This window comes from Pseudoalteromonas sp. P1-7a (assembly GCF_001401855.1).
GTDB lineage: Bacteria > Pseudomonadota > Gammaproteobacteria > Enterobacterales > Alteromonadaceae > Pseudoalteromonas.
The window spans coordinates 267,822-292,627 of sequence record NZ_LKDU01000002.1 but is presented as its reverse complement, the minus strand read 5'-3'; the positions used below and the strand labels follow the sequence as shown (position 1 = coordinate 292,627).

Here is a 24,806-nt window from a genome sequence, read left to right as displayed (position 1 = left end):
CATTAATAATGATTAATCGTTATTATTTGCACGACGACGGCGTTGGCCATTGCCACCCACCGATTGACGCTTTGCCCATGGGTTTTGTGCATTATCATCGGTTCTAGCCGTTGGTTTTTTAGAGCCACCACGGCGAGGGCCTGTACCGTTGCCGCCATTGTTAGGCTTTTTACTGCTTGGCTTATCAGACTTAGGTTTGTTAAACGGCTGCTTTGCTTTTTTAGGCTTTTTAGGTTTAATTGGGCGCGCATCTAATGCGCGCTCAGGTACGGGGCTAGTTGGTTCAAACCCAGGCTCTTCAGCGCGAGGGATAAGCTCACCAATAAAACGTTCAATACCGTATAAATCAGCAGCGTCATCGGCAGTTACAAACGAAATAGCATGCCCTGATGCACCAGCACGGCCTGTACGACCAATACGGTGCACGTAATCTTCGTATACATTTGGTAAGTCGTAGTTAACCACATGCGGTAGTTCAACAATATCTAGACCACGTGCCACTATATCGGTCGCTACAAGTACACGTACTTCACCGCTTTTAAAGCCATCTAATGCTTTAACACGGGCACCTTGTGATTTATTACCATGAATAGCGGCGCCTGCAATGTCATCACGCTCGAGTTGTTTAACTAAACGGTTAGCACCGTGCTTGGTACGGCTAAACACTAATACTTGTTGCCAATCGTTGCTACGAATTAAATGGCTAAGTAATGCGGTTTTACGCGATTTATCAACCGCATAAACGCTTTGTGTTACGCTTTTAGCCGTGGTGTTTTTTGCCGCAACTGATATTTCAACAGGGTCATTAATTAGCCCTTTTGCTAACGCACGAATATCATCTGAAAACGTGGCCGAAAACATTAAGTTTTGGCGTTTAGGTGGCATTTTAGCAATCAGGCGTTTAATGTCGTGAATAAACCCCATATCAAGCATGCGGTCAGCTTCATCAAGTACCAGTACTTCAACGCTATCAAACTTAACTGCGTTTTGATTATGTAAATCAATTAAACGCCCTGGCGTTGCCACTAAAATATCAACCCCTTTACGAAGGCGCTGCATTTGTGGGTTTATTTTTACGCCGCCGTACACTACAAACGAACTTACATCAGAGTGCTTAGCGTATTCTTCAACGTTTTCGCTTACCTGCAAAGCCAGCTCGCGCGTAGGCGCTAAAATAAGGGCACGTACGTTATTGCTTTTTGCTTTATTGCCTTTAGATAACAGCTCAATTAGCGGTAACGTAAAACCGGCGGTTTTACCTGTACCTGTTTGTGCGGCCGCCATTACATCGCGACGTTCAATAATTGCAGGAATTGCTTGAGCCTGAATAGGCGTTGGCGTTTCATAGCCCTTTTCTAAAACCGCGTTAACTAAAGACTGTGATAAACCTAAACCATCAAAACTCATAAAATCTCTCAATAAAATAAAGGCCAAACCGGCCAAGGGCGCATTATACGCAACTAACTTAGAAATGCATGGAAATATTCACTTTGCCAAATAAGCTCCCATCGCAAAAAAGCAAATAGCAATACAAAACAGCACGATGGCATTAAAGCAGGCACGTTTTTATTAAATCAAAATATGTACTACCTAGGGGCGATTAAATCGCAGCGGGGGGATAACCCAATGGGTTATGTAAAACAACAAAAGCGGCTAAAAAGCCGCTTTTGAATAGATGCTATTTAAAAAGCAGCTATTATTTAACGCCTAGCTCGCGTAAACGCTCTTGTAGGTAGCTGTCTGCAGTGTAGCGCTCAGAAAGCACAACATCAGGACGTGGGTGTAAAAACAGCGGTAAAGAAATACGCGACTTAGTCGACGCTTTACCCGTTGGGTTAATTACACGGTGAATAGTCGATGGGAAATACCCGCCCGACGCTTCTTGTAACATGTCACCAATATTAATAATTAAGCTACCAAAGTCACATGGCACATCTAACCAACCGCCATCAGTTTTTTGAACTTGCAGGCCTGGCTCGTTTGATGCCGGTAGCACTGTTAATAAGTTAATGTCACCATGTGCTGCAGCGCGAATTGCACCTGGCTCTTCATCACCTGTCATTGGCGGGTAATGTAAAATACGTAACAATGTTTGCTCAGAATCAGCAATCATGTCTTTTAAATCGATAGAAAACTTAGCACGTACATCGGCTGGTGCCTCTGCTTGAACCCAGCTTAAAAGCGTTGCTGCAAATTCGTTAGCTAAGTGGTAGTACTCACGTACGTCGGCTTCAAGCTCTGCAGGCACGCGACCTTTAGGGTAAACATGAAAGTACTCTTTAATGTCTTTAACTGTAAAGCCTTTAGCTACCTCAGAGACAGAAGGCGGGAAATAACCGTCTTGTGTTTCTTTAGAAAATAAAAAGTCGTGCTTTTGCTCTGAATTAAAAAAGTCTTGCCATTTTTCGTAAATAGACTCAACTAAAGATTGCGGGATTGGGTGATTTTTTAATACACCAAAACCGGTGTTTCTTAACGATTCAACAAATTGAGCAGCCGCATCGGGAGCTTTATAATCAACAGTAGGTAATTGCATTGTACGTTCCAGTGAATAGGTTGTAAGAACAGTGCCGCTTTAAATATAGCTAATATGCCAAAATAAAGTAGCAAAGCCTTAATTATAGCGCTGTGCGAGGATAGACAAACCACCCCAAAAACATAAGGACAAATGTCCGCAAGGTGAATTAGTGAACAACTTACTTGATCGAGATCAAAGTATAAAAAATATTGAAATTGGACTCATTAGTGCTTATATCTTATCTATTATTGTAACGTATTTTCATGAAACACTAAGGCTCTTCTATGCGACAAAAAGTATCTTTTAAAAGCGGCGATTTAGAACTGGCAGGCCAGCTTGAGCGCCCAGCAGGAGATGTAAAGTTTTATGCTTTATTTGCACACTGCTTTACCTGTGGTAAAGATATTGCTGCCGCTACACGAATAAGCCGCGCCCTTACCCAACAAGGTATAGCCGTACTGCGCTTTGATTTTACCGGTCTTGGTAATAGTGACGGCGACTTCGCAAATAGTAACTTTTCATCCAATATTCAAGATTTAGTGGCCGCAGCCGATCACTTGCGCACACACTTTGACGCACCACAACTGTTAATTGGCCACAGCTTAGGCGGCGCTGCCGTACTGGCTGCTGCAGAGCATATTCCTGAAGTATCGGCTATTACAACCATTGGCGCCCCTTCAGATGCAAAACATGTTGCACATAACTTTGAAGCCCACTTAGATGAAATAAACGCTGCAGGCGAGGCAAAAGTGAGCTTAGCTGGGCGCGAATTTACCATAAAAAAACAGTTTGTAGAGGATATAGCAAAGTACGACCGTAGCCACATAGGAAAATTAAAACGCGCGCTTTTAGTTATGCACTCCCCTGTTGATACCACGGTTAATATTTCAGAAGCCGAGAAAATTTACGCATCAGCCAAGCACCCTAAAAGCTTTATCAGCCTCGATAACGCCGACCACCTGTTAAGCAATAAAGACGATGCCGAGTACGCAGCCACGCTCATTGCTAATTGGGCAAACCGCTACGTTAAGTATGAGCAAAGTAACTACAGCGCAAAATTAGAAAACGGCAAAGTACTGGTTGAAGAAAAAGACCATATATTTACTCAGCACGTAAGTACTAAAGATCATACATGGCTTGCCGATGAGCCATTAAAGGTAGGAGGCAGTAATTTAGGCCCCGATCCATACGACCATATACTCGCAGGCCTAGGCGCATGCACCTCAATGACACTGCGTATGTATGCAACCTTAAAAAAGCTGCCGCTTGACCATGTAAAAGTAGAACTTGAACACACCCGCGACTACTACCAAGATTGCGACAATGGCGAGTGCACACAAAACCTAGAGGCCATTACTCGTAAAATTACCCTACGCGGCGACTTAACTGAAGCACAGCGCCAACGCCTGCTAGAAATAGCCGATAAATGCCCAGTGCATAAAACCCTGCATAACAGCCCTATTGTAGTAAGTGAACTAGTTGAGTAACGAAAACAAAAATAGCGCAGCTATGGCTGCGCTATTTACTAGGGCCTGTTTACCTTTCGAGGTTGAATTTGCAGCAGTCTGCCTGGTATCTAGGCAAGGCAGAGCCTATGTAGTGTGGTTGTTCCCCATAAATAGGCGATAACGACGTATAAATGCCAAACAGGCGCTGCCCAAAGGGTTCTGCCTAGGGGCCATTTACTCTTTGTTGCCTACATGGATGTAGGTAAGGGCGTGAGCAGGACGCGGAAGCTTTACTCGGTTTTTACTTAGCCCACTAGGTTACAAACCTCGCGCCGTGATTAAATGGCCCCTAGATTGAACAAACTATAACCCTGAAAGGTCAACAGGCCCTAACATAAAGCTATACAATTTTTTGTTAATTTAAAAACGCCCCTACTTCTTTACTCATTCTATCCACCAGCCATGTTGGCCCGCCATCATACATATCGTTATGGCGCGATTTTTCAATCATTACTTGGCTAACAGGGAACTTTTTAAGCTCTGTTTCATTTAATAAAACATTCGCATCGGCTGGATAGTCACTACCACGCAGTGTAAGCACGCGTATGTTTTTATTACGTGGGATCAACATGCGGCGGTGGTCGAGGGTAATCATTTGGCTTACTTCATTTGGGTAGATTGCAGCGTATAAAGCGGATATATCGCCGCCGTTTGAGTGCCCAAATAGCGTGAGTTGGGAAAAGTCATACTCAGGGTATTGCGCACTGAGCTGATTAACTAAAAATTTAAGGGTAACCACACCGCGGTGCCAGTTTTCCATGCGGGTGGTTAAATAAGGCTGCTTACGGCTGAGTTTAGGATCGGTGTTAAGCTCATGCGCGACGGCAATGCTTAAATAGCCTTGTGCATTAAATAGCTTACTCGCAAATGAGTAGTTATTGTGGCTAATGCCATAGCCTGCATTTACAAATACTACGGGGCACTTTGCCTGCTCGCTGCATTGATTACTGTTATTTGGAAGCGTGATATTGATAGGTATGGTTCGATTGCGGCTTTGATCCACTATTACATCGTCATCAGCAACGCTTAATGGTGACATTAAACTCGCACTTAGGCTAAATGCGCTTAATGTTAGTAACTTTTTTATTATTTTATGCATGTTTTAAATCGTATAAATTATTGTTTTTAAATAAAAATAACTTTTACTATAAAGGTTAGCGCGCGCCATTGCTAATGTATGCGATAATACAGGTATTATTTTTAGTTAATTTAGAAAAGCACCCCATGAAATCATACAGCACTATTGAACAACGTATCGACATTTTGCAAAGTCGAATAGAAGCCTATAAAGAAGAAATCGCCGTCTTACAGGCCGAGCCAAAAAGTAACAACGAGCGTATTATTTTTAAATTTATTGAAACGGGCAGCACAGGTAAAACAAAAGACTTTGTTCGCGAGCTTGGCATTAAGTCGCCGCGCGATAGCTTATATTCATCAGGTGATGTAACTAAGCTAATTAAAGACGGCGCTGATGACATTACCCCTGCACTGCTTGAAATTGCCCGCACACTTGCTAGCGCACGTAACAAAAATGGCCCTAGCTGTTAATTAGTTAGCTACTGGTCACTAACTTATTTAGAAGCTCGTAATTTGCAGCTTCTAAATAACCTCAATCATCGGATAATTAGTTACAGAGCTCTATATCAAGGCTTGTAAGCAAGTTAAGTGCTTCAAAGCGCTCGAACTTTGCCCCCGCTAATATATTATTGTTCAAATCAATATTAAACTCAGTTGCGCCAACAAAGTCACACTTAGTTAAATTGGTTTGAAAAAACTCACTATCGCGAAAATTACTCCCTGTAAATGTACTTTGCTTTAAATTGGCATGTCTAAAATCAACATTTTTTGCAAAGCAATGAATTAATTTGAGTGAATTTAACGTTAAGTCAAAAAAAGAGCTGTTACTAAGCTCACAGCTATTAAAGCTCACCGGCGCATGTATACTTAGCGCTCCCCAATCTGCATCGCCCCATTGCACGCTGTTTAACTTACAATGGCTAAAGCTTACACTTTCAAGGGAGCTATAGTCCCACTTGAGTGACGACAAATTACAATTTTTAAAACTGCACTCTATAAATCGACACGTTTTAAATTGCGCCTGTGAGAAATCACACTCAGTAAACGTACACGCTTCAAATTCTGTGTTTTCGATTGTATTTTTTGCTAGCTGTAAGGCACTAAATTGCTGATCGCAATAATAGTTATTATTTGAAATTGGCACTGTGACTACGTGTCCGTATTTAGGGTTGTTTAATGGGCATAAGGGCTGGTTTTTGGCAAATCTTGTTTAAGCGCTAATAAGGCGATAAAAATTAGGCCAAAGAGTGGAAATATCGCTAAGCATCCACCTACAAAGGCTAACACGCCCGGCATGGTGCTTTTACGTTTACCTATTTTGTAGCTAATAAGCGCAAAAATTGGAATGCAAAATAAAATAAAAAACGCTAAAAATTCACCAAATAATGTGAGATTAAACGACATAAGAACTCCCTCTCTATTGGATACTACCAATCTGCTTAAGTTACTAACCATTTATAGCGACAAATAAATAGAATGATAAAAGGCTAAATATTTAAATCGATTAGTATAATATTTAAACTACTTTAAATTTAACCATAAAAAAACCCCTAGGCATACTCCTAAGGGCTTTTAAATCTAGCGAGGCGCATCTACTGCGCGCGATATTACTCTTCGCTAGGTATTGCTTTTTCTACCACACTGATCGCAAGCTCAGTTAACGAGTCGCTATTCGCTTTGCTAGGTGCATCGGTTAATAAGCACGATGCTTGAGTGGTTTTAGGGAACGCAATAACGTCACGAATGTTATCAGTGCCACATAAAAGCATAACTAAACGGTCAAGACCAAAGGCTAAACCAGCATGTGGCGGTGTGCCGTATTTAAGGGCATCAAGTAAAAAGCCAAACTTGTCTTGTTGCTCTTGTGCTTCAATACCTAAAATTCTAAATGCGGCTTCTTGCATATCTGCATTATGAATACGTACCGAACCACCACCTACTTCGTAGCCGTTTAATACCATGTCGTAGGCATCTGAAATAGCCGCTGCTGGGTTTGCTTCAAGCTCTTCTGCGCTGATATCTTTAGGTGCAGTAAATGGATGATGCACAGCATGTAACGTGCCTTCGTCATCTTCTTCAAACATTGGGAAATCAACAACCCAAAGTGGCGCCCAGCTATCAAGGTTAGTGATTTCTAAATCAACACCAATCTTCAAGCGAAGCGCGCCCATTGCTTCGTTTACAACGTTGCGTTTATCGGCACCGAATAAAATAATGTCGCCCGTTTGTGCGTTAGTACGCTCAAGTAACTGAGTAATTACCTCTTCGTTTAAAAACTTAGCCACTGGAGATTGAACGCCTTCAGCGCCTGCATCGCGGTCGTTTACTTTCATCCACGCCATGCCTTTAGCGCCGTAAATGCCAATAAACTTAGTGTAATCGTCAAGCTGCTTACGCGAAAGTTTAGCGCCACCTGGTACTGTTAATACAGCAACACGGCCTTTTTCGTCGTTAGCTGGGCCAGAGAAAACATTAAACTCTACATCTTTTACTAAATCTGCAACATCAACTAATTTCATTGGGTTACGTAAATCTGGCTTATCAGAACCGTATAGGCTCATTGCCTCAGAGTAAGGCATAATTGGGAAATCGCCTAAATCAACATTTAATAATGATTGCCACATCTCACGGACCATTTTTTCGGTCATAGCACGTACTTGATCAGAGCTCATGAACGAGGTTTCTAAATCTATTTGGGTAAATTCAGGTTGGCGATCGGCACGTAAATCTTCATCACGAAAACATTTAACAATTTGGTAGTAACGGTCAAAACCCGACATCATCAACAATTGCTTAAACAACTGTGGTGACTGTGGTAATGCATAAAAGCTACCTTTATGAACACGACTCGGTACTAAGTAATCGCGTGCACCTTCTGGTGTTGCTTTGGTAAGTACAGGTGTTTCAATGTCTAAAAAGCCATTGTCATCTAAAAAGCGACGAACAAAGCTGCTTGCTTTAGCGCGCAGTTTAATACGGTCGCTCATTTCAAGGCGACGTAAATCTAAGTAGCGGTATTTTAAGCGACGCTCTTCTGAATTGGTCTGGTTAAAATCAAGCGGAAGCGGCTCAGAGCGGTTAATAATAGTTAGCTCAGTACCTAAAATTTCTACTTCGCCTGTTGCCATGTCTTTGTTTACTTGGCTTTCTGGGCGCGCACGTACAACCCCTTTTAACTGCACACAAAACTCTTGACGAAGTTTGTTAGCGGTATCCATTAACCCTTCAACCTCTGGATCGAATACAACTTGTACTAACCCTTCTCTATCGCGTAAATCGACAAAGATAAGTCCACCAAGGTCACGTCGTTTGTTGATCCAGCCACATAGTTCAACTTCTTGATCTACGTGAGTTTTATTTAGCTGTCCGCAATATATAGAGCGCATAGTTTTCCTGTCAGATAAAAGGCTTGAACGGTTAAATTTATTTGTTTTAAGGCGTGTGATTTAAAAAACAGGTCACCACAATACAAATAAAGCCGCTAGCAATCTAAAAATAATCGAATTAAGCACTGCATTATACCCAAGTAGTATCAAGATGCTAGGGCGTGTTGAACTTCGGCGGTTGAATTTACAGCAAGCACGGTAAGTATTTGTTACACTAGCGCCACAAAGTCATTAAGCCACCCTTTTTATGTTATATATTGGATGCCCTCAGTGGTCGAGCAGCGCCTGGAAAGGCAACTTATTTACCCGCCAATGTAAAAATGCCGATATGCTAAGCCAATATGCCCAGCATTTTAACTCAGTTGAAGGCAATACCAGCTTTTACGCAGACCCAGCGCCAAGCACTGTTTTACGCTGGGCTCAAAGCGTACCCGAGAACTTTAAATTTACGTTTAAGTTTCATCGTCGCTTTAGCCACGAGCTTGCGCTTAGTAATGTTCAAACAGAACTTAATGACTGGCTTGCGTTATTTGCCCCAATACTTGAAAAAACAGGACAAATAATGCTGCAATTACCCAAAGCGTTTGGTCCAAGCGATTTACCTAAACTAACGCAATTTATTAGCTTGCTCCCCAAAGAGCTAAATTACGGCGTAGAAGTACGCCATAGTGATTTTTTTAAAAAAGGTGAGGCCGAAATTGCCCTTAATCAGCTATTAATGGCAAATAATATAAACCGTATTTCTATGGATACCCGTGCGCTTTTTTCAGTAAAGCCCACCACCGAGGCGCTAATAGATGCGCAACAAAAAAAGCCCCACTTACCTGTACATGCAATAGCGACTGGCTCGCAGCCCATGGCCCGCTTTGTCATAGCCGATTTACAAAACGACTATAAATCTTTTTACAAGCCGTGGCTTGGTAAAGTAAAACAATGGCTTGATGAGGGTAAAAGCCCGTATGTGTTTTTTCATACTGCCGACAACCAAGAGTCTCCGTTACTTGCTAGGCAGTTTTGTAAAGACCTAGGGTATAATCACCCGGTATTAAACCCATTCAGTGGCGAAAAAGAAGCCCACCAGCCAACGCTTTTTTAAATAGAGAATAAAAATGAGTGAATACGCACGTTACTTTACCGGCTACCCAGCTAACATTGTTGAGCAAGTATTAAGCCTTATAAATAACAACAAGGTGTGTGACTACTTACTAAAAAAGTACCCACACGCGCACACCATCACCACCGATAAACTGCTTTACAGCTACGCTACAGATTTAAAAAAACAGTATTTAAAAAATGCCCCACCGTTTGGCCGCGCTGCATTTAAAAAACAAGGTGATATGATCACCAATGCACTCGGTACACACACCTACCGCATGCAAGGTAAAACCCGTAAGCACGATTTAGCGATTAACAGTGATTTGCTGCGTGCGCCCGAGCCTTTATTAAAAGCATTAGTGGTACACGAGCTCGCACATTTTAAAGAAAAAGATCACAACAAAAGCTTTTATAAACTGTGCTGCCACATGGAGCCGCAGTATCATCAGTTAGAGTTAGATTTACGAATTTTTTGTGTGGTGGTAGCGATGGGAGAGAATCCTTATACTTAATGCTATGTAGACTTTACTTCAAAATAAACAACGTTTAATTAAAAACAAAATGGGATTAATATGCTTCAATTATTGCAAGAATTAGCCGAAAAATACCCACTAATTATTCAACCATTATCTAGCTTTTTAGCTATATTTTTTGCTTTTTTAATCGCATTCTATGTTCAATATAGAATGGATAAAAGGCAACGTAATAGTCATGAGTACGAAAAAGCCGAAAAGCTAAAAGCCGTTGAAAGAGAAAAAATTGAAGCTATTTTTAAATCTGTTGAAACTTATATAAATGATTCTCGTAGTTTAATGTCACTTTTAGGTTCAAATATCGATACTAGATATTTTAATGAAAAGACAGATAAAGATATAAAAATTATCATTATCAGAAATGCCATTAATTTAAACAGTAGCAACAATAACGTTTCAGAAGCAGCTATTATTTCAAAACTTAATTTTAATGAGTTAACTCAAGTCTCTGATGACTTTATCAAGGCGGACTCTAAATTTTATGCCTTCCTAGAGAGTCTTGTACAATTCCAAAAGAATGATTGGAAACTTGAGCTTAAGAAAGAGTTAAATACAGTCCTAACCTCTGTAGTAAATTGGAAGGAAGAAATAAATAAAATGAGTAAGAATAAAGGGTATATAAAATAAAAAACGCGATTTAAAATCGCGTTCTCTATCGTAACTTTTATACTGACCGCTGATAGCTTAAAACTGACAGCTCAAAAGCACGTTGGGTTTCGCTTCGCTGAACCCAACCTACATTACAGCCCTAGTTCAGCCATAAAGTCGTCATCGGCATCATCTTGCTCTGCTTCTTTTGACTTAGCTTTCTCTTTTTGAGCCTTTTGTTTAGCTTCATTTTCAATAATATCATCAGGGTCTATGGCTTCTACAATGTCGAAGTCGTGTAGTTTAATAAACTCCGTTTTATCCATTGCCAGCTCTAGGTAAAAGATATTTTGGTTGCGTGTAGTAAAGGTTACGCGGCGTGCTTGAGGGCGATCCATTGTAGTATCTACCGATATTTGCACTTGCTTGTTGATTGCCATCATTTTTGGCTGGTTTTGTGTAATAGAGGTATGTAATTGCTCGCGCACTTTAGAGGTAAAGTCGCCTACAATTTGGTTCATCAGCTCGCCCATTACATTTGAAACGTCATCGGATAAATGACTGTGGGCAATTTCCTCTTCAGGCATGCCCATATTGCGCATGTAATCGCCGTAAATTTCCATTGCCGCTTGCGCAGTAAAGTTGGTTACAACAAGGCCTGTAAAGCCACCATCAAATAATACAAAACAGCCAATGTCTGGTCGCATACAGGTGCGTGTTATTTTTTGCACCATGGCGGAGTAGCTAATTTCGTTGCCACTGGCTGATGACAGGACCCCAGTCACTGAATGACATAGGGTTGCTAATATATCGTCTGTGCTAATTACCTTACTTTTGCTCATTTAACGTTCTCTTTTATACTTATTATTCATAATTCTAGCCAAGCTACTGAATTTATCACTGACTATCCAGCATAAAATGTTAAAATAGTGCCATTATTTTTAAAGAGACTGCCTTAGTGAGTATAAAAGACAGTATTTACGCCTCTGAGCAACAAGTAAAAGATTTTAGCTTTGACCAAAATGTGGTTGAGGTTTTTCCGGATATGATCCAGCGCTCTGTCCCTGGATACGCCACCATTGTAAGCACTATGGGTAAATTGGCCGGTGAATATGCGCAAAGTAATTCAAACCTTTACGATTTAGGCTGCTCGCTTGGTGCGGTTACCCTAAGCATGCGCCGTAATATTCGCACCGATGACTGCCACATTATTGCTGTAGATAACTCACAAGCTATGGTTGAGCGTTGTAAGGTTCATTTACAAGGCTTTAAGTCAGACGTGCCTGTTACAGTAACTTTAGGCGATATTAACGAGCTTGAGATTCAAAATGCGTCGGTAGTGGCCATGAATTTTACCTTGCAATTTATTCCGCCATTACAGCGCCAAGCCGTGCTTGAAAAAATTTACGCTAACTTAAAACCCGGTGGCGTACTGCTCCTTAGCGAAAAAATTAAAGCCGAAAACGAGCAGTGCGATAATTTATTAATTGATTTGCACCACGACTTTAAACGCCACAATGGCTACTCAGAGCTTGAAATAAGCCAAAAACGTACAGCCATTGAAAACGTGATGCGCCCCGATACACTAAGCACGCACTTTAATCGTTTAAGCGACATTGGTTTTAGCCAAACGCAGGTGTGGTATCAATGTTTTAATTTTTGCTCAATGGTAGCAATTAAATAAAAAGAGTAATGTATGTCTCAATGGTTTAACCAATTTTACGCAGCAATTGCACAAAGCCCGCTTAGCCACTGGCTAGAAACCCTGCCCGGTCAATTAAAACATTGGCAAAACGAGGCAAGCCATGGCGATTTACCAAAATGGCAAAAAGTACTTAAAAATTTGCCTGAAGTAAAAACAACCCACGTTGATATTGCTACTAAAGTAGAAATTGGCGCACCAGGGGAAATGAGCGAAGGCGAGCAAAAACAAGCTACGCATTTATTAAAACGCATGATGCCATGGCGAAAAGGTCCCTTTACTGTACACGGTATTGCAATAAACACAGAGTGGCGCAGCGATTGGAAATGGGACCGTCTGCTTCCTCACATTGAGCCATTAAAAGGCCGTACAGTGTTAGATATAGGCTGCGGCTCTGGCTATCACTTATGGCGCATGCGCGGTGAAGGCGCAAAGTTTGTTGTGGGTATTGACCCGTCTGATTTATTTTTGTGTCAGTTTCAGGCTATTAAACACTACAACCCAGATGAAAACGTGCATTTATTACCGCTAGGTGTAGAGGCCCTCCCTGAGCTTAAAGCCTTTGATACGGTGTTTTCGATGGGGGTGCTTTATCATCGTCGCTCGCCAATTGATTTTTTAGCGCAGTTAAAAGCGCAGCTTCGCCCAGGTGGCGAGTTAGTGCTTGAAACGTTAGTGATTGAAGGCGATGAAAACACCGTATTGGTACCTACTGACCGCTACGCAAAAATGCGTAATGTGTGGTTTATTCCAAGTACTGCTGCACTCAAACTGTGGATGGAGCGCGTTGGCTTTAAAGATGTGCAAATAAGAGATTGCGCAATTACCACGCTTGATGAGCAACGCAAGACCGACTGGATGGAAAACGAATCGTTAGTTGATTTTTTAGACCCAAACGATACTAGCATAACCATTGAAGGTTACCCTGCTCCACTTAGAGCTATTTTAACTGCAAAAGCATAGCTGTTAATTTAACGCCTTTAATTACTAAAAAAACGCCTACGGGCGTTTTTTTTGTTTATTTAAACAACAGGCAGCGGACAAGTGTCCTTGTTAATTATTTCAAAACTATATTTGAGCTAGCCGCGCAGTTGCAATTGTTGTAAAATACGCGCGTTTCTAAGCTATCGAAAAGCAACCCCAAGCAATTATTTGAGGAAAACCTGTGAGCGAACAAAAACAGTCATTAAGCTATAAAGACGCGGGCGTAGATATCGACGCTGGTAATGCACTTGTTGAGCGTATTAAAGGCGTAGTTAAAAAAACGCGTCGTCCAGAAGTAATGGGCGGAATTGGTGGTTTTGGCGCTCTTTGCGAAATTCCAGAAGGTTACAAACAGCCAGTACTAGTAGCAGGTACTGACGGTGTAGGTACTAAACTACGTTTAGCTATCGACTTAAAAAAACACGACACTGTAGGTATTGATTTAGTTGCAATGTGTGTAAACGATTTAATAGTACAAGGCGCTGAACCCCTGTTTTTTCTAGATTACTATGCAACAGGTAAACTAGATGTAGACACAGCGGCCGATGTAGTAACCGGTATTGGTAAAGGCTGTGAGATTTCTGGCTGTGCCCTGATTGGCGGCGAAACAGCAGAAATGCCGGGTATGTACGATGGTGAAGACTACGACATGGCCGGCTTTTGTACCGGTGTGGTAGAAAAATCTAAAATTATTGATGGCACAAAGGTAGCAGCTGGCGATCAACTTATTGCGCTTGCCTCTAGCGGTCCGCACTCAAATGGCTTTTCTTTAATTCGTAAAGTACTTGAAGTATCAAACGCCGATACTAACCAAACTATTGACGGTAAAACTTTAGGCGAGCACTTATTAGAACCTACACGTATTTACGTTAAACCTTTACTGGAGTTATTTAAGCAAGTTGACGTGCATGCCCTTTCGCACATTACTGGTGGCGGCTTTTGGGAAAACATTCCGCGCGTATTACCCGATTCTGCAAAAGCAGTGGTTAAAGGTGATAGCTGGCAGTGGCCAACCGTTTTTAACTGGTTACAAGAAAACGGCAACATTACTACCCACGAAATGTACCGTACATTTAACTGTGGTGTAGGCATGGTATTAGTAGTACCAGCCGATGCGCTTGAGCAAAGCTTATCAATATTAAAAGATTTAGGCGAAAACGCATGGCACCTAGGTGAAATACATGACGCGTCGCCTGGTGAAGAGCAAGTTGAAATTGTAGGTGGTGCTAAGTAATGGCACCCATTCGCTTAGTGGTATTAATATCGGGTAGTGGTTCTAATTTACAAGCCATTATTGATGCCTGCGAGCGCGGCGAAATAAACGGGCACATAGCAGCTGTTATCAGCAACAAAGCAGACGCTTACGGCCTAGAGCGTGCAAAACAAGCAGGCATTGCTACAAAAGTGCTCAGTCATAAAGATTTTGACTCGCGCGAGGCCTATGATGCGCAATTAATGAATGTAATTGACTCTTTTATGCCAAATCTAGTTGTATTAGCTGGGTTTATGCGTATTCTTACTCCTAGCTTAGTGCAAAAATATGTTGGAAAAATGTTGAACATTCATCCATCTTTGTTGCCTAAGTATCAGGGGCTGAATACCCACCAAAGAGCAATTGATGCAAAAGACGATGTTCATGGCGTAAGTGTTCACTTTGTAACTGAAGAATTAGACGGCGGTCCGGTTATTCTTCAGGCGCAAATACCTGTACTCAAGGATGATACAGCAGAGACATTAGCTAAACGCGTGCACGAACAAGAGCATATAATCTATCCTTTGGTGGTCAAATGGTTCAGTGAACACAGACTTACGATGGAAGCAGATTATGCAGTTCTTGACGAAAAACAACTTCCTGCACACGGCGCGCACTACCCACAATAAAAAAATAAGTGCCCTGCTGTTATGTGTGGGCGCTTTACTTCCTACTAGCCTAATTGCAGGCGAACTAACAGAATATCAAGCCAGCTACGATATTTTACGTAAAGGTAAAAATCATGGCGAGGCTGTACGCGAACTTAAAAAAGTTGGTGAGCAAACATATCAACTTACTTATCACAGCAATATTGAGTGGATGATTTTCTCTGACAAGCGAGAAGAAACCTCTGTATTTACTTTTTTAGATAACAAAGTCACGCCACATCATTACAACATGGTACGTACCGGCACCGGCCCAGATAAAGATTATAAAATAGACTTCGATACACAAAATAAAGTGGTCACCAGCAGCACTAGCAAATACCCGCTAAAATGCGAATGGACTGACGAATTTCAAGATGCTATTTCGTACCAAGTACAAGTACGCGAAGGTTTAAAAAAAGGCGAAACATATTTTTCGTTTCCGCTTATTGATAAAAAAGGCAATCGCCGCGACTACAACTTTGAAGTGGTTGGCAAAGAAATGATTTCGCTGCCAATTGGCAACGTAGAAGCTATAAAAGTAAAGCGTTTATACGATAACGATAAACGCCAAGCCCTTGCTTGGTTTGCGCCAGAAATGGACTACATGCTAGTACGTATGTGGAAAGGCGAAAAAGGCATGGAGCAGTTTGAAGTACAAATGAATTCATTTACGGTTACCCAACCTGTTTCTACTCCAGCCACTGGTAGCAGTGAAGTTAGGTCAGAAGCGCCGTAAACACGGTGATAGCAAACATAAAAAACGCGATTTTATAATCGCGTTTTTTTGTTTAATTAGAGGCTGTTTAACTAAATTAGTTCGCCCATTTTAAATAACGCAAACTCCCCTGGCTCCATTTTTTGCCAGCGCTCGTCGTTAGTAAGCGGCCTTGTTGCAATGACAGTTACCACATCGTTTGGGGTTGTCTCTTTTTGAAAGTCTACCACCATATCAGCATCAATTAATGTCGCTTTACCAAATGGCGCACGGCGCGTTATGTAATGTAAGTTATTTGTGCAGTAAGCTAAAACAAATACACCATCGGTCAACAGCATATTAAATACACCCTTTTCACGTAGCGTATTTGAAAGCTTTGCCGCGTATCTAAAAACAGCGGCCATATTAGAGGGGCGTTTTGGGTACTTTTCGCGAATTTTGTCAAGCAACCAACAAAATGCCAGCTCGCTGTCGGTGTTACCCACTGGGCGATAATACTCTGGCTTTAAATCATGATAGTTAGATAACTGGCCATTATGTGCATAGGTGATCTCCCTCCCCCAAAGCTCACGGGTAAACGGATGGGTATTTTCAAGGCACACTCGGCCACGGTTTCCTTGGCGAATATGGCTAATTACCGACACACTTTTAATGGGGTAGGCTTTTACCAGTTTGGCAATTTCTGATTGATAACTTGGTTCAGGATCTTTAAAGGTTCTACACCCTTTGCCCTCGTAAAATGTAATACCCCAACCATCTTTATGCGGGCCAGTATTACCACCACGCTCTAATAGGCCTGAAAAACTAAAACAAATATCCGTAGGTACGTTGGCTGACATGCCAAGTAATTCACACATTAATAAACTAACCTTTAAAAAATACGTATAAATAGCGCTTTAATTTACTGTGCACTACAACAAACATACTTACTTAAAAAAACTTTTTTGGCTAGCTGATTTACTGATTTTTAGCGCTTAAATAAGCGTTGTGATTGAATTAAACACAGCAGTGGTGCATGCTCGTACCTCATAAAGGGAATTGTGATAAGCAAAATAGCAAGTTTGTCGTTAATTTAACACTGTAATGTACTTGAAACTTACGCTCACTAGCGCTACTCTAACTGAGGTGGTCTGACCTCTATTAAGGAATAAGCAATGACACTCATATTTACACTCGGTTTAATCGCACTGCTCAGCATCGCGGTTTACCACAGAGCGAGTTGGAACACAGCACTTGGTGTTTCTGCCGCAACTTTATTAATTGGTACCTTTGCTGGTGCTTTTGGTTTAATTAGCTGGTTGATCTTTTTGATCATCGCGGTACCTCTTTCTGTTACTGGCATTCGTCAGCAATATATAATCAAGCCGATTTTTACTACCTTTAAAAAAGTAACGCCAAGCATGTCTGATACTGAAAAGTCAGCAATCGATGCAGGTACTACGTGGTGGGAAGCTGATTTATTTTGTGGTAACCCAGATTGGAAAAAGCTACACCAATACCCAGTACCTAAACTCACTATTGAAGAGCAAGCCTTTATTGATGGCCCTGTCGAAGTAGTTTGTAGCATGCTAGATGATTGGGAAGCAACACACGAGCTTACCGATTTACCGCAAGATGTATGGCAATATCTAAAAGATAATAAATTCTTTGCCATGATCATCAAAAAAGAATACGGCGGTTTAGAGTTTTCTGCATTTGCACAATCATGTGTTCTGCAAAAACTAACCAGTAAGTCTACCCTGCTTTCTTCAATTGTAGGTGTACCAAACTCATTAGGTCCGGGTGAATTACTACAGCACTACGGTACTGAAGATCAAAAAAATCATTATTTGCCACGCTTAGCGCAAGGCCAAGAGATCCCATGTTTTGCATTAACCTCTCCAGAAGCAGGCTCTGACGCAAGCTCAATTCCAGACTACGGTGTAGTGTGTAAAGGGCAATGGAACGGCGAAGAAGTGGTAGGTATTAGCCTTACCTGGAACAAGCGTTACATTACCCTTGCCCCTGTGGCCACTGTACTTGGTCTTGCCTTTAAACTGCAAGATCCAGATGGTTTACTAAGCGACAACAAAGAGCCAGGCATTACCTGTGCACTTATTCCAACTAACACACCAGGTGTTGAGATTGGTCGTCGCCACTTCCCGCTTAACGTACCATTTCAAAATGGCCCGACCCGCGGTAAAGACATATTTGTTCCTCTTGATTACATTATTGGTGGCCCAGAAATGGCTGGCCAGGGCTGGCGCATGCTGGTTGAATGTTTATCGGTGGGCCGTGCAATTACGTTGCCGTCAAACTCTGCCGGCGGCATTAAAACAATCGCAACAGCAACAGGTGCATACAGCCGTATTCGTCGTCAGTTCCGCTTACCAATTGGTAAAATGGAAGGTGTTGAAGAATCGCTGGCTAAACTTGCAGGTTACGCTTACAGCTCTGATGCAGCAGTTAGCATGTCGACTGGTGCGGTAGATTTAGGTGAAAAGCCATCTGTTGTATCAGCTATTATTAAATACCACCTTACTGAACAAATGCGCGAGTCGACCATTCATGCAATGGATGTACTTGGCGGTAAAGGGATTATGCTTGGGCCAAATAACTATTTAGGTCGTGGCTATCAAGGTGCCCCTATTGCTATTACAGTAGAAGGTGCCAACATCTTGACCCGTAATATGATTATTTATGGTCAAGGTGCAATTCGTTGTCATCCATTTGTACTTACAGAGCTTGGTGCCTGTGAAATTGAAGACCGCGAAGAAGCGCTTAACGTATTTGATAAAGCGCTAATGGGCCACATTGGCTTTACTATGTCGAACCTTGTACGTACTAAGTGGCTTGCCCTTACCGGTGCACGTTTTACCAGCGTACCTTACAAAGACGACACAGCAGAGTTTTACCGTATAGCATCACGCTTTAGTGCATCACTTGCCCTAATGTCTGACATTAGCATGGCAGTATTTGGTGGCTCGCTTAAACGTAAAGAACGTATTTCGGCACGTTTAGGTGACTTACTAAGCTACTTATACTTAGTATCTGCAACGCTTAAACGTTACAACGATGAAGGCCGTAAGCAAGAAGATTTAGCCCTAGTAAAATGGAGCTGTCAGGATCATCTTTACCACTGCCAACGTGCTCTAGCTGATTTGATTAATAACATGCCGTCTGCTCCATTACGTGGCGTATTAAAAGTATTGTTATTCCCGTTTGGTCGCCCGGTTCGTAAACCTACCGACAAGCTTGAACATAAACTAGCACAGATTCTACAAGTACCAAGCGAAACGCGTAACCGTTTAGCAAGTTATGTTTACTTAAAAGATGAGCCACTAAATCTAGTTGGCCGTCAAGAACAAACACTTAAAGATGTACTCGCTGTAGAGCCGTTATTTGAAAGAGTATGTAAAGAAAAAGGCGTTAAACTGCCATTCTTCCAACTTGATAAAGTAGCGCAAATGGGCCTTGAAGCTGGCATATTAAGCCAAGCAGAAGCTGATAAATTAGCTGCTGTAGAAAAAGCCCGTTTAGATGTAATTAACGTAGATGACTTTGACCCCGCTGATTTATTAGCAGGCAAAGCCGCACGTAAAAGTGAAGACAGCAAAGCAGATGCAGCTTAACCGTTAGGTTAACGCCGTCAACAGTCCGCCTGTTGTGATCACCCAAACCAGCGCGTAATGCGCTGGTTTTTTTTGTGCGATAACTTGTTGCAATAAGCACCAAATAATACCTATTAACACCAATACGCTATTTGTCAGATTGAATAAGATCATATACCCAATAAGTGCGGGCAATAACATAACTAAACTTGGGATAAATTGGCTAGCATAAAAGGCTGTTTGCTTGTTCTGCATTTTAAAAAACACACTGTATTGTTGATGTATATGACTACAATCAAAGTGCAATGAGCTACTAAACAACACCAAATAGGCAAGTGAAACAATACTGAAAATAGTAACTAAATCAGCTCGCTGTTGTAGCAACACCTGCGATACAACAAAGACGCACAGCAATAGAGCCCCTCGCCAAACTAAAGTCCAACTATTTTGCATAAAAAACATAAGCCAAAAGCCGGTAAGTGAGCTTAGCTCTAATTTAGCCGTAAAATTAAAAGGTACCATTAAGCTACTTAAGGCAAATAACAACACAAACCCACACTGATAAATCATTGGACTTACATCAAACGGTAACATTAACCACATTGCGGATAACAAAAATCCATAAACAAGTGCTATTGGTTTGTATAAACATAAAATGCCGAGCGTAAATTGTAATAGTAAAAACACCAAAAAATGCGGCACTTGAAGCCACTGGTTTATGCTTAGATCGATTGCGATAACAAGGCTTGCAATCAACCAGCCATTACTTAACAGCAAAAGCTTTATATCTATTAAGACTAGCCAATATCGCTTTACCAACGTCTGTTGAAACGCTCGCTGGGGGGAGTTCTTTATTGCAGACTTCATTGCGCTTAACATGACACTTTGTAGCAACAAATACAGCCAGGCCATTTGCGCACCATATTGAGGTGCATCACTACTATCAATAATTTTTCCAAGCCCTAAAAGTAGTAGTAATACTAAACCTAATACTGATGAGCCTAACACCACTAAAAATAACAACCCAAAGCTTTTCAGTTGTAAAAATAATTGTGTAAGCTCGGCCTTGTATGCCCCAATACGATAATCCATAAAAAAGCGGTATTGGCCAATTGAGTGTTTTAAATTTGCAATCATAAAGGCATACACTCAAAGCCATGTTTTACAAAAGCAGCTGGCTCGTGACAGGTAATAATTATTTGACCCTGTGGCTTATGTACTAAATATTCATCAAGTAAAGTTAATAAATACGCAATACTCGCTTGATCAAGCGCTGCACTGGGTTCATCTAACAGTAAATACGGTGCATCGCGCATAAGCGCTAAAATTAACTGACATTTCTTTTGATTACCTGATGATAGAGCGTCAAAGCGTGTATTTAGAAATTCATTAAAATGAAATCCATCAACTATAGCTGTTGGCCAACGACAGCCAAATGTATTTGAGGATAAGTTAATTACTTGCTTTGCTGTTAAGAAGTCAGGTAAAGCAATACAATCTGAGGCTATAGCAACTTGCTTATGTGGTTCGGTTAATGTGTTTCCAGAAAACAAAAGCTCACCACTTTCGTAAGTTTCAAGCCCGGCTAGCATCATTAATAGCGTGGTTTTCCCTTGGCCATTAGGTGCTTCTATGCATAAGTTAGGTGCTAAAAATTCTCTATTATAATTTTCATACAAAATACTATGACCAAACTGCTTATGTAATCCTTTAATTTGTATCATTGTTCACTCTATTTTTCAGACCCTTGTAGCAACATATCAAAAAGCACTATTCATTGTGATGTAACACTATACTTCTACACTCCCAGAGCGATATGTTGGGTCAAGTTGACGTGTTTTGCAATCCGCACCAATGAAAAAGCCGCCTTAATAAATTAAAGCGGCTTAGTTGACGAAAAGTTTATTTACTTATATTCGCCCTGCTAAGTTTTAACTTTGCGTCTAGGTACTAAACGCTGCCAGGCTAAAACAATACCAGTGTAAACCAGTAAACAGCACAAAAGTGAAGCAATACCAGCAATTGTTTGCCCAATGACACCAAAATATTCACCTGTATGTAAAAACCGCGCGGTGCCCCATGCTTGATCGCCAGGCGACCAATCCGATTTTCTTAAGGTTCTTATCTGATCTCCAGTTTGAGTATCTAAGTACAATGAATATGCTAGCTCCTGTCGATGACCAATACTGGTATCGATATAAAACCTAGCTACATGCTTTTTATTGCCCAGCTCTATCCAGATTGAATACCAATCAGCTGCACCATTATTATGTGCATGCGCTTTAGCCTGTTGCAGTAACACTTCATAAGGCTGAGTATCGGCCGATAAATCTGATACTGGCGGATGCCTCTCTCTTACTGGTACATCTTGAGAAAATGCGCCATACAACGCTTTATTGGCCCAATCAAAGTGAAACAAGGTTGCTGTCAACGACAAAACCAACAAGATAGGCAAACACCAAAAGCCAAACACAAAATGCCATTGCCGATCTCGTTGTTGAGTATGTTTATATTTTTTTGCGAGCAATAAACGGCCTTTCAGTGCCGATCGATTAAATCGTTTCGGGATCCAAAGATAGGCTCCTGATAGCAATAAGAAAATAAACAATAAATTGGCATAACCATTGATATTTTTTCCCACAGTTTGGGCTGGACCATGCAACAATAAATACCGATGCAGGTCTGTAACAACATGGAAAAAGTCTGCTGCAACCCCTTCACCCTCACGTAACACAGCACCAGAGTATGGATGTAATAAATAACTATGTTTACCAGCCCATGCTGGAATAGCGGCCCCTTCCCTATTTACCCAACGAATGTAAATATGTGGTTCATCTGGGTGCATTTTTTGCAAAATAGCCACAACCTCATCGGTTGATAAGGTGTGTTGTTGGTCAACCTTATCCACCGTAAAGCGCATTTCACTGAGCTCTACGATTTGTCGTTCATAAGTTAAAATAGCCCCCGTAAAAGCCATTATAAAAATAAATAAGCCCGCTAAAACACCAATAACTAAGTGGGTCCAAAAGACCCACTTTTTAAATAATTTTAAGAACATAATATTAAAACTATGTCTTAAAATTGATATGAGACAGATAAGCGAATATCACGTCCAGCTTCATAAGGGCCAACAACGGTAGGGAAAACTTCACTATAGTCACCTACGCTTGAATGATCGATATAAAGCGAGTCAAATAAATTCGTAATTGCCACATTTAATAACAGCTCACTAGTAACATGCCACTGAGAATAAATATCAACGGTGGTGTAACTTGGCTTATTTAATGTATAAATTGAATCAGTCCAGCCTAAATCAACCGCTTGATGTAATGTATCTAAATCCAGCGACTCAACGTTAGTTACACTTAAACCAACCTTTGCATCGGTATTAATTGTATAATCAACGCCAGCTACCCAAGTATTGCCTCGGCTATTACCTAAGCCAACAAATTCGTAACCATTAATATCAATTGCATCATAGTTTACAGAATATATGCCATCACGTGGTTCAAGTTCAGTATCAGTAGCAGAAAAGCCCAAGAAGAAATCAAATGCCTGTACTCGATAAGCTAGGTCAAACTCAACCCCTTTGGTATTAAGCGTACCAATATTATTGTATACCGAGTTACCTTCATACCCTTCAAAAATTACATCATCTAAGGCTGAATTATAAATACTGGCTTTAGCTGATAAGTTTTCACTTGAGTAAGAGATTGAAGCTTCAATATTTGTTACCGTCTCAGGAACCAGGCTTTCAGATACAACCGGCGCATCCGAGCCATCATATAAATACCCGTCAAGGGTGAAACCATCACCTATTTGTTTTCCTCTTGCAGCTTCTGCATAGCCTAAGCCGAACGTCCACGCTTCATTTATATCGTAGGCTAAGCCCACATTGAAGCTCACTTCACTGTCATCTAAACTTGATGCACTTTCTGTGATAGGCGTGCCATAGTATTCATCTAATAAAATGTGTTGTTGGAATTTGTAGCTGTCGTAGCGTACCCCGTAGCTCAGTAATAACTGGGGTGTAATATCGCTATAACCTTGAGCATATACACCTAAAACACTGCCTTGCTCAGCATTCTCTTTTGCTCCAGAGGCAGGGCCACTGCTGACTTCATCATCACGATAATCAACACCATAGATAAATTTATGTTCATCAATAATGCTGGTATTTCTAATATCAAAGCCATAGGTATCAATATCGGCAAGCCATGCAAAACGTCCACCTTCAAAAGATGATTCTGTTTTATATGCACTCAGTTCTAAATGTAATAACTGGCTATGTGAGAAGGTATAATTTGCAACATAAGTATCGCGTTGGGCTTCACTTGGGTATAACGCTCCGCCTTCTTGTACAGCCCAGTTAGGGCGAGCCGAAAACTCACCCTCTTCATCACGCTGCTCTACACTAAGCGACAGGTAGTGGTTATTAGCAAGCTCTCCGCTGGCTTTAATAAATAACATATCTTGATCTGCTGCAGTGCCATAAATGGTATCTCCATCGCCATCTTCCATGTTATTGCGCTCAACAGTGCTAAAGTAGCCTAAAACACCCCAGGTATCACTTAGCTTGCCATAGGCACTACCACTAAAACGAGTACCATCGTTTGAAAAGTAACTGGCTTTAACACGTCCGCCAAACTGTTCGTCTTCTTGTAATAAATCCTGTGCGTTTTTTGTTTTAAATCGAATTGAGCCACCTATTGCACCTGGACCGCTGGTTGCTTCGCCAGCACCGGCCTGCACATCAATCTGTTGTAATAAATCAGGGTCAATTGTTACACGGCCAATATGGTGAAATAGTGTTGACGTTTGCTGGGCGCCATCCACTGTAATGTTTAGCAAGGAATCCTCAACACCACGAATGTATATTTTTTGTGCTACCCCAACTGAGCCGCCTACGCTTACAGAAGGAGAGTAGCGGAAGATATCTGCTAAGTCATTAGCTTGATATTGCTCAATTTCTTCGGCTGAAACAGTGAGGTTAGTGGCAGAGCCCACAACCGTAATTTGTTCAACAGACGTTTTTGTTGTTTCGTTTTGTTGTTCAGCAACTGCAGATAAGCTAAATACACCAGCAATAGCGCTGGCTAGGGCTAACTTTTTCAAGGTAAGTATCCTTTTTTGTAAATAAAAAGAATTATCATTACCTTTAATGACTGTGTATAGCAATTTTACATTTGTTACATTTTAAACATAAAAAAA

23 protein-coding genes are annotated in these 24,806 nt (G+C 41.2%); 11 read left to right on the top strand and 12 right to left on the bottom strand.

Annotated elements, in window-relative coordinates; all coding sequences use genetic code 11:
* Nucleotides 1–12: 12 nt before the first annotated feature.
* Both AN389_RS03470 and AN389_RS03465 read right to left on the bottom strand, forming a co-directional pair.
* On the bottom strand, nt 13–1,407 hold the full coding sequence (locus AN389_RS03470; protein ID WP_055019261.1) for a DEAD/DEAH box helicase: 1,395 nt from the start codon (nt 1,405–1,407) through the stop codon (nt 13–15).
* Between the two features lie 289 nt (nt 1,408–1,696).
* Nucleotides 1,697–2,536, bottom strand: coding sequence for an isopenicillin N synthase family oxygenase (locus AN389_RS03465; RefSeq protein ID WP_055019260.1), 840 nt, complete (start codon nt 2,534–2,536; stop codon nt 1,697–1,699).
* A gap of 266 nt (nt 2,537–2,802) precedes the next feature.
* Between AN389_RS03465 and AN389_RS03460 the strand changes: the two genes are divergently transcribed.
* Complete coding sequence (locus AN389_RS03460; RefSeq protein WP_055017271.1) at nt 2,803–4,005, top strand: bifunctional alpha/beta hydrolase/OsmC family protein; 1,203 nt, start codon at nt 2,803–2,805, stop codon at nt 4,003–4,005.
* 376 nt (nt 4,006–4,381) lie between these two features.
* Here the strand turns inward: AN389_RS03460 and AN389_RS03455 are convergent, their stop codons facing one another.
* Nucleotides 4,382–5,125, bottom strand: a complete 744-nt coding sequence (locus tag AN389_RS03455; protein WP_055019259.1) for an alpha/beta hydrolase — start codon at nt 5,123–5,125, stop codon at nt 4,382–4,384.
* 125 nt (nt 5,126–5,250) lie between these two features.
* Between AN389_RS03455 and AN389_RS03450 the strand changes: the two genes are divergently transcribed.
* Complete coding sequence (locus AN389_RS03450; protein WP_055014122.1) at nt 5,251–5,574, top strand: hypothetical protein; 324 nt, start codon at nt 5,251–5,253, stop codon at nt 5,572–5,574.
* A gap of 76 nt (nt 5,575–5,650) precedes the next feature.
* Here AN389_RS03450 and AN389_RS03445 read toward each other — a convergent pair whose 3' ends face one another.
* The 3 genes from AN389_RS03445 to aspS form a co-directional block, all read right to left on the bottom strand.
* Nucleotides 5,651–6,247, bottom strand: coding sequence for a pentapeptide repeat-containing protein (locus tag AN389_RS03445; protein WP_055013880.1), 597 nt, complete (start codon nt 6,245–6,247; stop codon nt 5,651–5,653).
* Between the two features lie 29 nt (nt 6,248–6,276).
* Complete coding sequence (locus tag AN389_RS03440; RefSeq protein ID WP_055013881.1) at nt 6,277–6,507, bottom strand: hypothetical protein; 231 nt, start codon at nt 6,505–6,507, stop codon at nt 6,277–6,279.
* Between the two features lie 203 nt (nt 6,508–6,710).
* Nucleotides 6,711–8,489 carry an aspartate--tRNA ligase gene (gene aspS, locus AN389_RS03435; RefSeq protein WP_055019258.1) on the bottom strand — a complete coding sequence of 593 codons (1,779 nt, stop codon included), beginning with the start codon at nt 8,487–8,489 and terminating at the stop codon, nt 6,711–6,713.
* Between the two features lie 247 nt (nt 8,490–8,736).
* Between aspS and AN389_RS03430 the strand changes: the two genes are divergently transcribed.
* Genes AN389_RS03430 through AN389_RS03420 form a run of 3 tightly spaced genes read left to right on the top strand, consistent with a single transcriptional unit; the run spans nt 8,737 to nt 10,744 of the window.
* Entirely contained in the window at nt 8,737–9,585 is an 849-nt protein-coding gene (locus AN389_RS03430; RefSeq protein ID WP_055019257.1) for a DUF72 domain-containing protein, read from the top strand.
* A 13-nt stretch (nt 9,586–9,598) separates the two neighbouring features.
* Nucleotides 9,599–10,096, top strand: a complete 498-nt coding sequence (locus AN389_RS03425; protein ID WP_055019256.1) for a M48 family metallopeptidase — start codon at nt 9,599–9,601, stop codon at nt 10,094–10,096.
* 60 nt (nt 10,097–10,156) lie between these two features.
* Nucleotides 10,157–10,744, top strand: coding sequence for a hypothetical protein (locus AN389_RS03420; RefSeq protein ID WP_055019255.1), 588 nt, complete (start codon nt 10,157–10,159; stop codon nt 10,742–10,744).
* A gap of 113 nt (nt 10,745–10,857) precedes the next feature.
* Here AN389_RS03420 and AN389_RS03415 read toward each other — a convergent pair whose 3' ends face one another.
* Entirely contained in the window at nt 10,858–11,547 is a 690-nt protein-coding gene (locus AN389_RS03415) for a DUF3334 family protein (RefSeq protein WP_055013885.1), read from the bottom strand.
* A 116-nt stretch (nt 11,548–11,663) separates the two neighbouring features.
* On the opposite strand from AN389_RS03415, the gene cmoA reads away from it, so the two are divergent.
* The 5 genes from cmoA (at nt 11,664) to AN389_RS03390 (ending at nt 16,026) form a co-directional block, all read left to right on the top strand.
* On the top strand, nt 11,664–12,389 hold the full coding sequence (gene cmoA / locus AN389_RS03410) for a carboxy-S-adenosyl-L-methionine synthase CmoA (RefSeq protein ID WP_055019254.1): 726 nt from the start codon (nt 11,664–11,666) through the stop codon (nt 12,387–12,389).
* Between the two features lie 12 nt (nt 12,390–12,401).
* A complete protein-coding gene (cmoB, locus tag AN389_RS03405; protein WP_055019253.1) occupies nt 12,402–13,370 on the top strand; it encodes a tRNA 5-methoxyuridine(34)/uridine 5-oxyacetic acid(34) synthase CmoB in 969 nt (322 codons plus the stop codon).
* Between the two features lie 202 nt (nt 13,371–13,572).
* On the top strand, nt 13,573–14,625 hold the full coding sequence (gene purM, locus AN389_RS03400; RefSeq protein ID WP_055013888.1) for a phosphoribosylformylglycinamidine cyclo-ligase: 1,053 nt from the start codon (nt 13,573–13,575) through the stop codon (nt 14,623–14,625).
* Nucleotides 14,625–15,272, top strand: a complete 648-nt coding sequence (purN, locus tag AN389_RS03395) for a phosphoribosylglycinamide formyltransferase (protein ID WP_004588939.1) — start codon at nt 14,625–14,627, stop codon at nt 15,270–15,272. Before purM ends, purN begins: the two co-directional genes overlap by 1 nt.
* Before the next feature lie 16 nt (nt 15,273–15,288).
* A complete protein-coding gene (locus AN389_RS03390; RefSeq protein WP_055014123.1) occupies nt 15,289–16,026 on the top strand; it encodes a DUF3108 domain-containing protein in 738 nt (245 codons plus the stop codon).
* A 71-nt stretch (nt 16,027–16,097) separates the two neighbouring features.
* On the opposite strand, the gene AN389_RS03385 is transcribed toward AN389_RS03390, so the two are convergent.
* On the bottom strand, nt 16,098–16,862 hold the full coding sequence (locus AN389_RS03385; protein WP_055019252.1) for a class II glutamine amidotransferase: 765 nt from the start codon (nt 16,860–16,862) through the stop codon (nt 16,098–16,100).
* 297 nt (nt 16,863–17,159) lie between these two features.
* Here AN389_RS03385 and fadE point away from each other — a divergent pair, with 297 nt between their 5' ends.
* Nucleotides 17,160–19,616, top strand: a complete 2,457-nt coding sequence (fadE, locus tag AN389_RS03380) for an acyl-CoA dehydrogenase FadE (RefSeq protein WP_055019251.1) — start codon at nt 17,160–17,162, stop codon at nt 19,614–19,616.
* A 3-nt stretch (nt 19,617–19,619) separates the two neighbouring features.
* Here fadE and AN389_RS03375 read toward each other — a convergent pair whose 3' ends face one another.
* The 4 genes from AN389_RS03375 to AN389_RS03360 all read right to left on the bottom strand — a co-directional run bounded on the left by AN389_RS03375 (nt 19,620) and on the right by AN389_RS03360 (nt 24,710).
* A complete protein-coding gene (locus tag AN389_RS03375; protein ID WP_055019250.1) occupies nt 19,620–20,732 on the bottom strand; it encodes a DUF6136 family protein in 1,113 nt (370 codons plus the stop codon).
* Nucleotides 20,729–21,319 carry an ATP-binding cassette domain-containing protein gene (locus AN389_RS03370; RefSeq protein ID WP_055019249.1) on the bottom strand — a complete coding sequence of 197 codons (591 nt, stop codon included), beginning with the start codon at nt 21,317–21,319 and terminating at the stop codon, nt 20,729–20,731. The genes AN389_RS03375 and AN389_RS03370 overlap by 4 nt, the downstream gene beginning before the upstream one ends.
* A gap of 200 nt (nt 21,320–21,519) precedes the next feature.
* Nucleotides 21,520–22,653: a PepSY domain-containing protein gene (locus tag AN389_RS03365; protein ID WP_055013893.1), complete on the bottom strand. Its 1,134-nt coding sequence runs from the start codon at nt 22,651–22,653 to the stop codon at nt 21,520–21,522.
* Nucleotides 22,654–22,670: 17 nt separating this feature from the next.
* Nucleotides 22,671–24,710 carry a TonB-dependent receptor domain-containing protein gene (locus tag AN389_RS03360; RefSeq protein WP_055019248.1) on the bottom strand — a complete coding sequence of 680 codons (2,040 nt, stop codon included), beginning with the start codon at nt 24,708–24,710 and terminating at the stop codon, nt 22,671–22,673.
* Nucleotides 24,711–24,806: the final 96 nt, after the last annotated feature.

Excerpts from the sequence above, each read along its gene's own strand:
- AN389_RS03470 (WP_055019261.1), bottom strand. The coding sequence starts at position 1,407 with ATGAGTTTTGATGGTTTAGGTTTATCACAGTCTTTAGTTAACGCGGTT.
- AN389_RS03465 (WP_055019260.1), bottom strand. The coding sequence starts at position 2,536 with ATGCAATTACCTACTGTTGATTATAAAGCTCCCGATGCGGCTGCTCAA.
- AN389_RS03460 (WP_055017271.1), top strand. The coding sequence starts at position 2,803 with ATGCGACAAAAAGTATCTTTTAAAAGCGGCGATTTAGAACTGGCAGGC.
- AN389_RS03455 (WP_055019259.1), bottom strand. The coding sequence starts at position 5,125 with ATGCATAAAATAATAAAAAAGTTACTAACATTAAGCGCATTTAGCCTA.
- AN389_RS03450 (WP_055014122.1), top strand. The coding sequence starts at position 5,251 with ATGAAATCATACAGCACTATTGAACAACGTATCGACATTTTGCAAAGT.
- AN389_RS03440 (WP_055013881.1), bottom strand. The coding sequence starts at position 6,507 with ATGTCGTTTAATCTCACATTATTTGGTGAATTTTTAGCGTTTTTTATT.
- aspS (WP_055019258.1), bottom strand. The coding sequence starts at position 8,489 with ATGCGCTCTATATATTGCGGACAGCTAAATAAAACTCACGTAGATCAA.
- AN389_RS03430 (WP_055019257.1), top strand. The coding sequence starts at position 8,737 with ATGTTATATATTGGATGCCCTCAGTGGTCGAGCAGCGCCTGGAAAGGC.
- AN389_RS03425 (WP_055019256.1), top strand. The coding sequence starts at position 9,599 with ATGAGTGAATACGCACGTTACTTTACCGGCTACCCAGCTAACATTGTT.
- AN389_RS03420 (WP_055019255.1), top strand. The coding sequence starts at position 10,157 with ATGCTTCAATTATTGCAAGAATTAGCCGAAAAATACCCACTAATTATT.
- AN389_RS03415 (WP_055013885.1), bottom strand. The coding sequence starts at position 11,547 with ATGAGCAAAAGTAAGGTAATTAGCACAGACGATATATTAGCAACCCTA.
- cmoB (WP_055019253.1), top strand. The coding sequence starts at position 12,402 with ATGTCTCAATGGTTTAACCAATTTTACGCAGCAATTGCACAAAGCCCG.
- purN (WP_004588939.1), top strand. The coding sequence starts at position 14,625 with ATGGCACCCATTCGCTTAGTGGTATTAATATCGGGTAGTGGTTCTAAT.
- AN389_RS03385 (WP_055019252.1), bottom strand. The coding sequence starts at position 16,862 with ATGTGTGAATTACTTGGCATGTCAGCCAACGTACCTACGGATATTTGT.
- fadE (WP_055019251.1), top strand. The coding sequence starts at position 17,160 with ATGACACTCATATTTACACTCGGTTTAATCGCACTGCTCAGCATCGCG.
- AN389_RS03375 (WP_055019250.1), bottom strand. The coding sequence starts at position 20,732 with ATGATTGCAAATTTAAAACACTCAATTGGCCAATACCGCTTTTTTATG.
- AN389_RS03370 (WP_055019249.1), bottom strand. The coding sequence starts at position 21,319 with ATGATACAAATTAAAGGATTACATAAGCAGTTTGGTCATAGTATTTTG.
- AN389_RS03365 (WP_055013893.1), bottom strand. The coding sequence starts at position 22,653 with ATGTTCTTAAAATTATTTAAAAAGTGGGTCTTTTGGACCCACTTAGTT.